This window comes from Bradyrhizobium oligotrophicum (assembly GCF_051168495.1).
In the GTDB taxonomy this organism is placed as follows: domain Bacteria; phylum Pseudomonadota; class Alphaproteobacteria; order Rhizobiales; family Xanthobacteraceae; genus Bradyrhizobium; species Bradyrhizobium oligotrophicum_A.
In genome coordinates, this window is record NZ_JBNPVB010000017.1 from 107,634 (window position 1) to 119,270 (window position 11,637).

At 65.1% G+C, this 11,637-nt stretch carries 12 protein-coding genes; 3 read left to right on the top strand and 9 right to left on the bottom strand.

What is annotated here, in order from left to right:
• Positions 1-362 precede the first annotated feature (362 nt).
• Positions 363-581, top strand: a complete 219-nt coding sequence (locus ACQR1B_RS27410; protein WP_434835498.1) for a hypothetical protein — start codon at positions 363-365, stop codon at positions 579-581.
• Positions 582-734: 153 nt separating this feature from the next.
• Here ACQR1B_RS27410 and tgt read toward each other — a convergent pair whose 3' ends face one another.
• Both tgt and ACQR1B_RS27420 read right to left on the bottom strand, forming a co-directional pair.
• Positions 735-1,889, bottom strand: a complete 1,155-nt coding sequence (tgt, locus tag ACQR1B_RS27415) for a tRNA guanosine(34) transglycosylase Tgt (RefSeq protein WP_434835499.1) — start codon at positions 1,887-1,889, stop codon at positions 735-737.
• A gap of 7 nt (positions 1,890-1,896) precedes the next feature.
• Positions 1,897-2,088, bottom strand: coding sequence for a hypothetical protein (locus tag ACQR1B_RS27420; RefSeq protein WP_434835500.1), 192 nt, complete (start codon positions 2,086-2,088; stop codon positions 1,897-1,899).
• Between the two features lie 75 nt (positions 2,089-2,163).
• Between ACQR1B_RS27420 and ACQR1B_RS27425 the strand changes: the two genes are divergently transcribed.
• Positions 2,164-3,201 (top strand): aspartate-semialdehyde dehydrogenase, encoded by a 1,038-nt coding sequence (locus tag ACQR1B_RS27425; RefSeq protein WP_434835501.1) that lies wholly within the window; start codon positions 2,164-2,166, stop codon positions 3,199-3,201.
• A gap of 410 nt (positions 3,202-3,611) precedes the next feature.
• On the opposite strand, the gene queA is transcribed toward ACQR1B_RS27425, so the two are convergent.
• The 4 genes from queA to coaD form a co-directional block, all read right to left on the bottom strand.
• On the bottom strand, positions 3,612-4,706 hold the full coding sequence (queA, locus tag ACQR1B_RS27430) for a tRNA preQ1(34) S-adenosylmethionine ribosyltransferase-isomerase QueA (protein ID WP_434835502.1): 1,095 nt from the start codon (positions 4,704-4,706) through the stop codon (positions 3,612-3,614).
• A gap of 129 nt (positions 4,707-4,835) precedes the next feature.
• Entirely contained in the window at positions 4,836-5,300 is a 465-nt protein-coding gene (locus ACQR1B_RS27435; RefSeq protein ID WP_434835503.1) for a peptidylprolyl isomerase, read from the bottom strand.
• A 282-nt stretch (positions 5,301-5,582) separates the two neighbouring features.
• The gene (locus tag ACQR1B_RS27440) at positions 5,583-6,146 is read right to left on the bottom strand and encodes a peptidylprolyl isomerase (RefSeq protein ID WP_434835504.1); all 564 of its coding nucleotides are present in this window, start codon (positions 6,144-6,146) and stop codon (positions 5,583-5,585) included.
• Between the two features lie 71 nt (positions 6,147-6,217).
• Positions 6,218-6,712 carry a pantetheine-phosphate adenylyltransferase gene (gene coaD / locus ACQR1B_RS27445; RefSeq protein ID WP_434835505.1) on the bottom strand — a complete coding sequence of 165 codons (495 nt, stop codon included), beginning with the start codon at positions 6,710-6,712 and terminating at the stop codon, positions 6,218-6,220.
• Positions 6,713-6,999: 287 nt separating this feature from the next.
• Between coaD and ACQR1B_RS27450 the strand changes: the two genes are divergently transcribed.
• Positions 7,000-7,257 (top strand): hypothetical protein, encoded by a 258-nt coding sequence (locus tag ACQR1B_RS27450; protein WP_434835506.1) that lies wholly within the window; start codon positions 7,000-7,002, stop codon positions 7,255-7,257.
• 88 nt (positions 7,258-7,345) lie between these two features.
• On the opposite strand, the gene gyrA is transcribed toward ACQR1B_RS27450, so the two are convergent.
• From gyrA to ACQR1B_RS27465, 3 genes are all read right to left on the bottom strand, one after another.
• Positions 7,346-10,099: a DNA gyrase subunit A gene (gene gyrA, locus ACQR1B_RS27455; RefSeq protein WP_434835507.1), complete on the bottom strand. Its 2,754-nt coding sequence runs from the start codon at positions 10,097-10,099 to the stop codon at positions 7,346-7,348.
• 168 nt (positions 10,100-10,267) lie between these two features.
• Positions 10,268-10,666, bottom strand: coding sequence for a DUF2306 domain-containing protein (locus ACQR1B_RS27460; protein ID WP_434835508.1), 399 nt, complete (start codon positions 10,664-10,666; stop codon positions 10,268-10,270).
• Positions 10,667-10,857: 191 nt separating this feature from the next.
• Positions 10,858-11,355 (bottom strand): single-stranded DNA-binding protein, encoded by a 498-nt coding sequence (locus tag ACQR1B_RS27465; protein ID WP_434835509.1) that lies wholly within the window; start codon positions 11,353-11,355, stop codon positions 10,858-10,860.
• Positions 11,356-11,637 lie beyond the last annotated feature (282 nt).

Below are 11,637 nucleotides of genomic sequence, written 5' to 3' on the forward strand. Positions count from 1 at the left end.
CGCATTTGTGTTGCGACAAGGTCAATGAATTCGGTTTAGATTAGACTTCAGTCGGACGGAGATTCACGGTGCGGCGTCGCCTCCCGTCGGGGTCGACATCGGTGAGCGCCCGTCAGTGAATTGTCATCTTCGAGATGGTACAATCAGGATGTCGGTGCCGCACGAGTTTGTCCCGGCAGGACAGAGCATCCGACACTGGACCACATAAGAAGAGACCACCAGACAAACTCTTTGTGTGACGCACTTCAAACCCGTTGGAAGTTGGACGAGTTGAAAGTTGGACGCGTTCGAAAATCGATCCGTTCTAAATCGACGTCACTGACACCGAAAACGACAACAAAGAGATCGCCCAGGAGGTCACCATGTCAGCACTCGCGGATCTCATGTCGACCACATCGCCGCGCCCGAATCCCCGCGGCTGCGACTTGCCGACATGCCCGGTCTGTGCCGACTCCATGATTGCTGCGGAGGCATCGGCCTATCTGGCCGATAATGCGATCAGCTATCTCTGGACCTGCGACACCTGTGGCTACGGCTTCGTCACCAAACATTCCGTGAGGAGCCGCTTCGTCTGCAACTGAACGGCATCGCGACGCAAACGTTCCACGACGTGATGATGGAGCCGTGACGTCGAGACGAGACGCGTAGCCTATGCACGCTGTGATGCCACCGTTGCTTCGCGATCCCGTGAGACTGGCAGGTGCCGCTGACAGTCTTTGCGCGTCATAGACCGATCAGACCGTGTGCGGCGCGATGTCGCCGCGCGCCCAATCCGCCTTGGTGCGCTGATAGAATTCCGTGAACCGCCCCTGCCCGATCGCCTCGCGCATCCCGGCCATCAGCTGCTGGAAATAGGCGATGTTGATTTCCGACAGCAATGTCGCACCAAGCGCCTCTCCGGCCTTGATGAGGTGATGCAGATAGGCCCGCGCGTAACTGCACGCCGGCGGCCATGGGCTCTCTTCGTCCAGCGGCCGCGGATCGTCGGCGTGGCGGGCGTTGCGCAGGTTCACGGGCCCGAAGCGGGTGTAGGCGACGCCATGGCGGCCGTTGCGGGTCGGCAGCACGCAGTCGAACATGTCGATGCCGCGCCTGACCGATTCCAAGAGATCATCGGGCGTGCCGACACCCATCAGATAGCGCGGCCGGTCTGCCGGCAGAGCGGGAACGGTGGCCTCGATCATCTCGAGCATCACCGCCTGCGGCTCGCCGACGGCGAGGCCGCCGATGGCATAACCATGGAAGCCGATATCGACCAGCGCCTCGGCGCTTGCCACGCGCAAGCCCGGCACGTCGCCGCCCTGCACGATTCCGAACAGCATGTAGCCCGCAGGCGCGCTTTCGAAGGCGCGGCGGCAGCGCTCGGCCCAGCGCAGCGACAGCCGCATCGCGCGCTCGATGTCGTCGCGCTCCGCCGGCAGCCGCACGCATTCGTCGAGCTGCATCGCGATGTCGGAGTTGAGCAGGCGCTGCACCTCGATGGCACGCTCCGGCGACAGTTCGATTTTGGCGCCGTCGATATGCGAACGGAACGTCACCGCCTGCTCGGTGACCTTGCGCAAGCCCGATAGCGACATGACCTGGAAGCCGCCGGAATCGGTCAGCATCGGCCCGCCCCAGCCGGTGAAGCGCTGCAGGCCGCCGAGGGCGGCGATGCGCTCGGCGGTGGGCCGCAGCATCAGGTGATAGGTGTTGCCGAGCACGATGTCGGCGCCGGCCTCGCGCACGTCGCGCCAGTGAATGCCCTTCATGGCCCCGGCGGTGCCGACAGGCATGAAGGCGGGCGTCCGGACCACGCCATGCGGCGTCGTCAGCCGGCCGGTGCGGGCCGCACCGTCCGTGCCGAGCAGGTCGAAATGATTGGGAAGGTCGCCAGCGGGGGAGCTCATGGCCGGCTTATTGCGTCAGGATGGCCCCCGATTCAACCGTGATCGGCGCAAGTTTCGTCCGCAACCGCCGTTGACGGCGGTTCCGTGCGCCCTTATGGTCCCACGCCATGTCGACCTCGACCAAACGCACGACGAAAACCACCAAGCCCTCGGGGGCCTCGGGAGGCGTGCGCGCGTAGTCGAACTCGATCGCGACCATCTTCGAACCGAAGCCCCGCCTGATGCAGGTCCGGGGCTTTTTTGTTGCCCAAATTCCAACTGGAGACTTTGAGACGTGCCCCAAGATTCCCGCCGAGATCCCACCATTGCCATCGTCGGCGTCACCGGCGCCGTCGGCGCCGAATTCATCGCCACCCTGGAGCGCCGCAACGTCCGCGTCGGCAAGCTCAAGGCGCTGGCGAGCGCGCGCTCGGCCGGCCAGACCGTGAGCTTCCGCGGCCAGCCCATCGTGATCGAGGAGCTGACCGAGCGCTCCTTCGAGGGCGTCGACATCGCGCTGTTCTCGGCCGGCAGCGGGATTTCCAAGAAGTTCGCGCCGATCGCCGTCCGCTCCGGCGCCGTCGTGGTCGACAATTCCTCGGCCTTCCGCATGGACCCGAACGTGCCGCTGGTCATCCCCGAGATCAACGCCCGCCGCATCCGCGACCACAAGGGCATCATCGCCAACCCGAATTGCGCGGCGATCACGGCCCTGGTGCCGCTGTGGCCGATCCATCAGCAGAACCGCATCAAGCGCGTGATCATCTCGACCTACCAGGCCGCCAGCGGCGCCGGTGCGGCCGCGATGGACGAACTGGTGCAGTCGACCCGCGCCAGCCTCAACGGCCAAGTTTATGCGCCGAAGGTGATGCCGCATCCGTTCGCCTTCAATTTGTTCAGCCACAACACCGCCATCGATCCCCACACCGGCTACAACGACGAAGAGACCAAGGTCATCAACGAGACCCGCAAGATCTTCGAGGACGATGGGCTTGCGATCGGCGTCACCTGCGTCCGCGTGCCGGTGCTGCGCGCGCATTGCGAGGCCATCACCTTCGAATGCGAGAAGCCGATCACGGAAGACGAAGTCCGCCGCATCCTCGCGACCGCGCCGGGCGTGCGCATCGTCGACGACCGCGCCAACAACTACTTCCCGATGCCGGTCGATGCCTCCGGCCAGGACGACGTGCTGGTGGGGCGCATCCGCAAGGACCTGTCGGATCCGAGCGGCCATTCGATCGCGATGTTCGTCGCCGCAGACCAACTGCTCAAGGGCGCCGCGCTCAACGCCGTGCAGATCGCGGAGCTCCTGCCGGAGCGGGCGATGGCGTAGCTGACTGGACGAAGTTGCAATGAGCCGCATCGCCATGACGCTCGGAAGCCGAGCGCGGTGCGCATAGATGCGCCCTCTCCCCTTGTGGGAGAGGGCATCGCCGGCCTATCCGCGCGCGCGGTTGGGTGAGGGGTATGTTTCAGCGAGGCATGCTCGTGGAAAGATACCCCTCACCAACCGAGCTTGCCGCGCTGTCCTACATGCCCTCTCCCACAAGGGGAGAGGGCGCATTCATGCGCACCGGCACTGTCTATCATCTCAACTGGAAACTAATGAGTCTGAGGGTGGGCAAAGGCGCAGCCCAGCTCTCTCCTCGCGCACGACCGCAGTGGCGCCGTGCCCACCGTCTTGCCGAGGAGCGCGCTGATGGGCGGTGGGCACGCGCCGCCTTCGGCATCGCTTTGCCCGCCCTACGGTTCGACGACACGCTCGTCCTGTTGACGAAACAACAGACACGCATCGCCATAGGAATAGAACCGGTAGCCACTGCTAATCGCATGCGCATAGGCCGCCTGCATCGTCTCCAGCCCGGCGAAGGCCGAGACCAGCATGAACAGGGTCGAGCGCGGCAGATGGAAGTTCGTCATCAGGATGTCGACGGCGCGGAAGCGATAGCCGGGGGTGATGAAGATCGCCGTCTCCGCCTCGAACGGCGCGATGGTGCCGTCCGGCAGCGCCGCGCTTTCCAGGAGCCGCAATGATGTCGTGCCGACCGCGACGATGCGGCCGCCTTTGGCACGGGCCTCGTTCAGCGCCGCCGCGGTCTCCGGCGTGAGGCTGCCCCACTCCGCATGCATGCGGTGGCCCTCGGTGTCCTCGACTTTGACAGGCAGAAACGTGCCGGCCCCGACATGCAGCGTGACGCGCTGCAGTCCGACTCCGCGTTCGCGCAGCCGCTGCTCCAGCGCCGGCGTGAAATGCAGGCCGGCCGTGGGGGCCGCCACCGCGCCTTCCCTGGCCGCGAACATGGTTTGATAGTCGGCGGCGTCCTGTTCGTCCGCCGGCCGCTTGCCGGCGATGTAGGGTGGCAGCGGCGGCCGGCCGAGATCGGCGATGGCCTGGTCGAGCGCCGGGCCGTGAAACACGAAGGACAGCGTCACCTCGCCCTCGTCGCCCTTGGCCTCGACCGTCGCATCGAGATGGCCGAGCAGGCAGACCTTGCCCTCGTTGCCGAAGCGGATCGTGTCACCGGGGGCGAGCTTCTTGGCCGGCCTGACCAGCGCCTGCCAGCGCGAGCCGTCGAGCCGCTTGATCAAGGTCGCCTCGATCTTGGCCTCGGTGTCGCGGCTGATACGGCGGCCCGAGAGCTGCGCCGCGATCACCCTGGTGTCGTTGACGACGAGCTGATCACCCGGCTCCAGCCAATCCGGCAGATCGGCGACGCTGCGGTCGCGCTGCACGCCGTCGCCCTGCACCACCAGCATGCGCGCGGCCTCGCGCGGGCTGGCGGGCCGCAGCGCGATGTTTTCGGGCGGAAGATGGAAGTCGAACAGGTCGGTGCGCATCGTACTGGGACGAGCATCGGAAACCTCATCCTGAGGAGCGCGCCAGCGCGTCTCGAAGGATGAGGCCCGACTGTGGCCTCATGGTTCGAGACGCGTGCTGCGCACGCTCCTCACCATGAGGGTCGTTCGTTACGCCGGATCGGCGGCCATGCGGGCCTTGACGATCTTGTCGGGGTTCTGCACCGGCTCGCCGCGCTTGATCTTGTCGACGTTCTCCATGCCCTCAGTGACCTTGCCCCAGACCGTGTACTGCTTGTCCAGGAAGCGGGCGTCGTCGAAGCAGATGAAGAACTGGCTGTCGCCGGAGTCCGGGCTCGCGGCGCGGGCCATCGAGGTGGTGCCGCGCACGTGCGGCTCGGCATTGAACTCGGCCTTCAGCTTCTGGCCGGAGCCGCCGGTGCCGGTGCCCTGCGGACAGCCGGTCTGCGCCATGAAGCCGTCGATGACGCGGTGGAACACGATGCCGTCATAGAAGCCCTCGCGGACGAGCTCCTTGATGCGCGCGACATGGCCGGGCGCGAGATCGGGACGCATCTCGATGGTGACGGGGCCCTGGGTGGTTTCGAGGATCAAGGTATTTTCGGTCACAGCCATGCTGGTCTCTCGTTTCGCTGGGAATGATGGGGGTCAGGACAATTCAAATCCTGGGTGTATTCTCGATCTGCCTTCCAAAGGTCCGGCCGTCCCCCCTGACGGCCATCCGAGCATGACGGAACGCTCGGGCGATGCCGGTCCAGGATAGACCCATCGGGCTCAAAGCTGAAGCCGGCGGTCCTGTCGATGGGGCGCAGAACCGGGCCGCATCCCTGACGCGGCAAGGGGATCCTTGAACGCCGGGAACCCGGGCACGTGACCCGGGCGCCCTGCTCCACGGGCCTACTTGATGTCCGAGGCGACCTGCACCTTGACCATCTTGTCGGGATCGGTCACGGCGCCGCCGGCCGAACCCGCAGGCGCCTTCTTGAGCTTGTCGACGACGTCCATGCCCTGCACGACCTCACCGATCACGGTGTACTGGCCGTTGAGGAACGAGGCATCGCCGAAGCAGATGAAGAACTGCGAATTGGCGGAATCGACGCTGTCGCCGCGGCGCGCCATGCCGACGGTGCCGCGCTTGAACGGCGTCGACGAAAACTCCTGCTTCAGGTTCGGATATTTCGAGCCGCCGGTGCCGTCGAACTTCTGGCCGTCGCCGGTCTGCGCCATGAACCCGTCCATGACGCGGTGGAACGGCACGTTGTTGTAGTAGCCTTCGCGCGCCAGCGTCTTCAGCCGCTCGGCGTGCTGCGGCGCCAGATCGGTGCGCAGCTTGATGACGATGCGGCCCTTGGTGGTGTCGATGACGAGCGCGTTCTGCTTGTCGAGCCCGGCGGGCAGCGATTGCGCCAGCGCCGGCAGCGCGAAGACGACAGCGAAGACGAAGGCGAGAGCGCGGATCATGGCTACTCCGAAGGAATGAGGGAACGCGTGGCAACGCCGCGCGGCGCGAAAGGCCAGCGGCGCATGGACTGTCAAACGAACTTGGCCTTGAGGCTGTCGACCACCGACGGCGGCACGAAATGCGAAATCTCGCCGCCCATGGCGGCGATCTGGCGGACCAGGCTGGCCGCAATCGGACGAACGGCAACCGACGCCGGGACGAACACGGTCTGGACTGCCGGTGCCATGGTCTGGTTCATGCCGGCGAGCTGCATCTCATAGTCGAAATCGGTACCGTCCCGCAGGCCGCGGATCATGAGAACGGCTCCGGCCTTTTGCGCTGCGGTCACGGTCAGATTGTCGTAGGTGGCGGTCTCGAACCCGCAACCCGCCGCCGCAGCGACCGGCCCGAACACCTCCTGGGCCATCGCCAGCCGCTCCTCGGTCGAGAACAGCGGCTTCTTGCCGTGATGCACGCCGACCGCAACGATCAGCCGGTCACAGAGATGAACGGCCTGCCGGACCACGTCGAGATGGCCGTTGGTGACGGGATCGAACGAGCCTGGATAGAGCGCAATGCGTTGCATGCGCCCGTCCTATACCGCCCGGAACAGACCGGCAAGCCGCCGTCGCGGGCGCTGGCGCGGCTGTGATGGCCGGGACAGGCTCGATCCGCGCGAGATCTGACGACGCCGGCCGGAACTGCAGCCCCCTTCGACGATTGTTTCATGGGACCCCGGACCACGAAACACATCCGCCAGGACACGAAACCAATTCGCTCGGCCGGCGAAAGCATCCCGAAACCCGAAGAGGTTATCAAATCCTTAACAAACGACAGGCCGGGAACGGCCCAAGACCAGGACAGGGGACCGTCATGATCAAAGCGCTTTCTGCCATCGCAGCGGCCGGCTTCGTGGCCACCGCCCTCACCGTGCTGCCCGGCTTTGCCCCGGAGGTCGCCGCCAGTGTACCGCAGCCGCTGGCCAAGGGCGATCGCCTGGACTTCCGCCCGATCGGCCGCGACTGCTCGCAGCAGGCTTGGCCGAACTTCGAGGCCTCCTGTCTGCGCACCGCCGGCACCAAGGCGACGATCCGCGAGGCGCGGGTGGTCGGCGTCGACCGGACGCAGTGAGCGAATAGCGAATAGCGAATAGCGAATAGCGAATAGGCAAGAACCCGATTCGTCCCTACTCGCTACTCCCTATTCGCCATTCGCCTTCTTACTCCCCATTCGCCGCTTCAGTCCCATTCGCCCCGTTGCCATTCTCCGTCTCTTCGCCGATGTGCTCCACCGAGACGACGTGCTCATCGTCGGCGGTGTTGAACACGATGACGCCCTGGGTCGAGCGACCGGCGATACGGATGCCGTCGACGGGACAGCGGATCAGCTGGCCCTTGTCGGTCACCAGCATGATCTGATCGCCGTCCTCGACCGGGAATGACGCGACGAGCTTGCCGTTGCGGTTGTTGACGGACATCGCGACGATACCTTTGCCGCCGCGGCCGGTGGTGCGGTACTCGTAGGACGAGGTCCGCTTGCCGTAGCCGTTGACCGAGACGGTCAGCACCACCTGCTCCTGGGCCGACATCTCCACATAGCGTTCCTGCGACAGCTGGATCGAGCCCGCGGCTGCGGCCTCCTCGCCCTCGCTCTCGACCGGCTCCTCGGCGGCCGTATCGCCCGCCATGGCTCGGCGCATCTTCAAATAGGCGGTGCGCTCGTCCGAGGTGGTCTCGACGTGGCGCAGGATCGACAGCGAGATCACCTTGTCGCCCTCGGCGAGCGCGATGCCGCGCACGCCCATCGAGGTGCGCCCCGTGAACACGCGCACGTCCGGAACCGGGAAGCGGATGCACTGCCCGCCCGACGCCGTGAGCAGCACGTCGTCACGCTCGGTGCAGATCTGCACGTTGACGATCTCTTCGCCCTCGTCGAGCTTCATCGCGATGATGCCGGAGCGGCGCACATCGACGAAATCCGACAGCTTATTGCGGCGGACATTGCCGCCGGTGGTGGCGAACATCACGTCGAAATTGGCCCAGGAGGATTCGTCCTCCGGCAGCGGCATGATCGTGGTGATGCGCTCGCCCTGCTCCAGCGGCAGGATGTTGATCAGCGCCTTGCCGCGCCCGTTGGGCGCCGCGACCGGCAGCCGCCAGACCTTCTCCTTGTAGACTTGGCCGCGCGACGAGAAGAACAGCACCGGCGTGTGCGTGGACGCCACGAACAGCCGGCTGACGAAATCCTCCTCGCGGGTCTGCATGCCGGCGCGGCCCTTGCCGCCGCGGCGCTGGGCGCGATAGGCCGACAGCGGCACGCGCTTGGTGTAGCCGGCATGGGACACGGTCACGACCATGTCCTCGCGCTGGATCAGGTCCTCGTCCTCGACCTCGCCTTCCTGCTCGGCGATCACGGTGCGGCGCGGCGTGCCGAACTCGGCTTTGACGGCGGCGAGTTCGTCCTTGACGATGCCCTGCACGCGCGCACGCGAGCGCAGGATGTCGAGATAGTCGTTGATTTCGATCTTGAGCTTGTCCAGTTCGTCCGAGATTTCCTCGCGGCCGAGCGCGGTCAGCCGTTGCAGGCGCAGATCGAGAATGGCCCTCGCCTGCTCGAACGACAGGCGGATGGTGCCATCTTCCGCGAGCCGATGACGGGGGTCGTCGATCAGGGTGATGATGGCCTCGACATCCTTGGCCGGCCAATCGCGCGACATCAGCGCATCGCGCGCGCTGGTCGGATTTGGCGACGTCCTGATGACGCGGATGACCTCGTCGATATTGGCGACGGCGACCGCGAGGCCGACCAGGATGTGGGCGCGATCGCGCGCCTTGTTGAGCAGGTACTTGGTTCTGCGCGTGACGACCCGTTCGCGGAACGCGATGAAGATCGTCAGCAGATCCTTCAAGGTCATCGTCTGCGGACGGCCGCCGTCGAGCGCCAGCATGTTGGCGGCAAAGCTCGTCTGCAGCGGCGTGAATTTGTAGAGCTGGTTCAGCACCACGTCCGGCACCGCGTCGCGTTTCAACTCGATCACGACGCGATAGCCGTCGCGATCCGACTCGTCGCGCAAATCGGAAATGCCTTCGATCTTCTTCTCGCGCACCAGTTCGGCGATGCGCTCGACCATCGTCGCCTTGTTGACCTGGTAGGGAATCTCGGAGACGATGATCGCCTCGCGATCCTTGCGGATGGTGTCGATCCGCACCTTGCCCCGCATCATGATCCCGCCGCGGCCGAGATGATAGGCGCTACGGATGCCCGCCCGCCCGAGGATGATGCCGCCGGTCGGAAAATCCGGGCCCGGAATGATGTTGATCAGGTCGTCGATCGTGAGTGCGGGATTGTCGATCAGCGCGACGCAGGCGTCGATGACCTCGCCGAGATTGTGCGGCGGGATGTTGGTGGCCATGCCGACCGCGATGCCGCCGGCGCCATTGACCAGCAGGTTCGGGAACTTGGCCGGAAGAACCGAAGGCTCCCTGTCCGAATTGTCGTAGTTCGGCTGGAAGTCGACCGTGTCCTTGTCGATGTCGTCGAGCAGCGGGATCGCAGACTTCGCGAGCTTGGCTTCGGTATATCGATACGCTGCGGGAGGATCACCGTCGACCGAGCCGAAGTTGCCCTGGCCGTCGATCAACGGCACGCGCATCGAGAAGTCCTGCGCCATGCGCACCATGGCGTCATAGATCGACTGGTCGCCATGCGGATGGTATTTACCGATGACGTCACCGACCACGCGCGCGGACTTGACGTACTTCTTGTCCGGCGTGTGCCCCTGCTCGTACATCGAATACAGGATGCGACGATGCACCGGCTTCAGGCCGTCGCGCGCATCGGGCAGCGCTCGCGACACGATCACGCTCATCGCGTAATCGAGGTAGGAGCGCTTCATCTCGTCGAGGATGGAAACGGGACGAATGTCGGAAGGTCCGCCCGGCTCGCCGGGCTTCTCATCTTCAGGTTCAGACAAAGGGGATTCCGGTCGGTTTGACAGGCGAAAATCGCTTGGAATCATATACTCCAGGAGCGTGCCGCAAACCACCCCTAAGGATGTCCAAGGCGCGCTTTTTCCGCTCGCCTTTCCAGTCACTTAACCAGACCGCGCAGCCGCCTGCGAGATGCTGCGGAAACGGCTCCGCTACGAGCCGAACACCACCTTGTGCATGACCCGTCCCGGCAGCAGCGTGAACAGTCCGGCGATGACGAGGGCGCCGGCAAACAGCGCGATCATGGCGCGGCGATGGGCCGTTACCCGATGGCGATGCGCAGCCCATACGGCCAGCGGCAGCGCGGCCAGCGTGTAGAGCGACAGCAGGTGGATCGGGCTCCATGGACCGACCAGCCGGATGGTATGAATCCAGAACGAGCTGGCCGCAACGGCGGCCATCAGCGCCACCCAGATCCAGCCGAGCGTTCGATGCGGCAAGGTGCCCTTGGGTGCAGCGAACTGGACCAGCCCCAGGGCGAACGCCGTCATCGCAGCAAGGGCGTGCAGCTGGATGGCGGGCTCGGCATCGAACAGCGGCGCAAAGCTCATGCGACGGCCCCGGCATGGCGGCCCGCGCGTTGCGCGGCCCCCCTTGATAGCATCGACATGTTGATAGCATCAACATTGGCTGCACGCATCCAGGGCTTCTGCCTGCCCTCGACCGCGGCACGCAGCCACCCGCCGACGCCCGTCCAGACACGAATGGAAGCCGACGCGTGTTTGCCGCGTCGCCGCGCGCGTCAGAACGGAATGTCGTCGTCCATGTCGCTGTTGCGTCCGCCACCGCCGGCCGAAGCGACCGCGCGGCGCGGCGGCGCCATCGACGGACCGCTGCTGCCGAAATCGCCACCCGGCTCGTCAGCGAAGTTGCCGCCCCCGCCGCCGCCTCGGCCATCGAGCATCGTCAGCGTCGAATTGAAGCCCTGCAGCACGACCTCGGTCGAGTATTTCTCGACACCGCTCTGGTCGGTCCATTTGCGGGTCTGCAGCGCGCCCTCGATGTAAACCTTCGCGCCCTTCTTGAGATACTGCTCGGCGACCTTGCAGAGACCTTCGTTGAAGATCACCACGCGGTGCCACTCGGTCTTCTCCTTGCGCTCGCCGGTGCCCTTGTCGCGCCACGTTTCGGACGTCGCGATGCTCAGATTGGCGATCGGCCGACCATCCTGCGTGCGCCGGATCTCCGGATCCTTGCCGAGATTGCCGACCAAAATCACCTTGTTCACGCTACCCGCCATCACACTCTCCCGCGGTTTTCAGAAATGCACTGGACCGGCCATGCTCACCGGTGCATCGGCGCAAGGCGGCGAAACCCGTCCTTCGGGCGGACCCTATACGGTTGCCGCTAAGGCCACCTGCCTTCTCATCGCTTATCCACATATAGCAACGCGCCCCGGATTGTTCCAGCTTTGTTCGCATCGCAACGCCCACAACCATGCGTATAGTACCGCGGAACCCAACGGGAACCAAAAGTTCCGCCACGGAACCCTGAAATGGTTCCCTATAATCACGGAAAAATA

Excerpts from the sequence above, each read along its gene's own strand:
- ACQR1B_RS27450 (WP_434835506.1), top strand. The coding sequence starts at position 7,000 with ATGATCAAAGCGCTTTCTGCCATCGCAGCGGCCGGCTTCGTGGCCACC.
- ACQR1B_RS27420 (WP_434835500.1), bottom strand. The coding sequence starts at position 2,088 with ATGGTCGCGATCGAGTTCGACTACGCGCGCACGCCTCCCGAGGCCCCC.
- queA (WP_434835502.1), bottom strand. The coding sequence starts at position 4,706 with ATGCGCACCGACCTGTTCGACTTCCATCTTCCGCCCGAAAACATCGCG.
- ACQR1B_RS27440 (WP_434835504.1), bottom strand. The coding sequence starts at position 6,146 with ATGATCCGCGCTCTCGCCTTCGTCTTCGCTGTCGTCTTCGCGCTGCCG.
- ACQR1B_RS27465 (WP_434835509.1), bottom strand. The coding sequence starts at position 11,355 with ATGGCGGGTAGCGTGAACAAGGTGATTTTGGTCGGCAATCTCGGCAAG.
- ACQR1B_RS27435 (WP_434835503.1), bottom strand. The coding sequence starts at position 5,300 with ATGGCTGTGACCGAAAATACCTTGATCCTCGAAACCACCCAGGGCCCC.
- tgt (WP_434835499.1), bottom strand. The coding sequence starts at position 1,889 with ATGAGCTCCCCCGCTGGCGACCTTCCCAATCATTTCGACCTGCTCGGC.
- coaD (WP_434835505.1), bottom strand. The coding sequence starts at position 6,712 with ATGCAACGCATTGCGCTCTATCCAGGCTCGTTCGATCCCGTCACCAAC.
- ACQR1B_RS27410 (WP_434835498.1), top strand. The coding sequence starts at position 363 with ATGTCAGCACTCGCGGATCTCATGTCGACCACATCGCCGCGCCCGAAT.
- ACQR1B_RS27460 (WP_434835508.1), bottom strand. The coding sequence starts at position 10,666 with ATGAGCTTTGCGCCGCTGTTCGATGCCGAGCCCGCCATCCAGCTGCAC.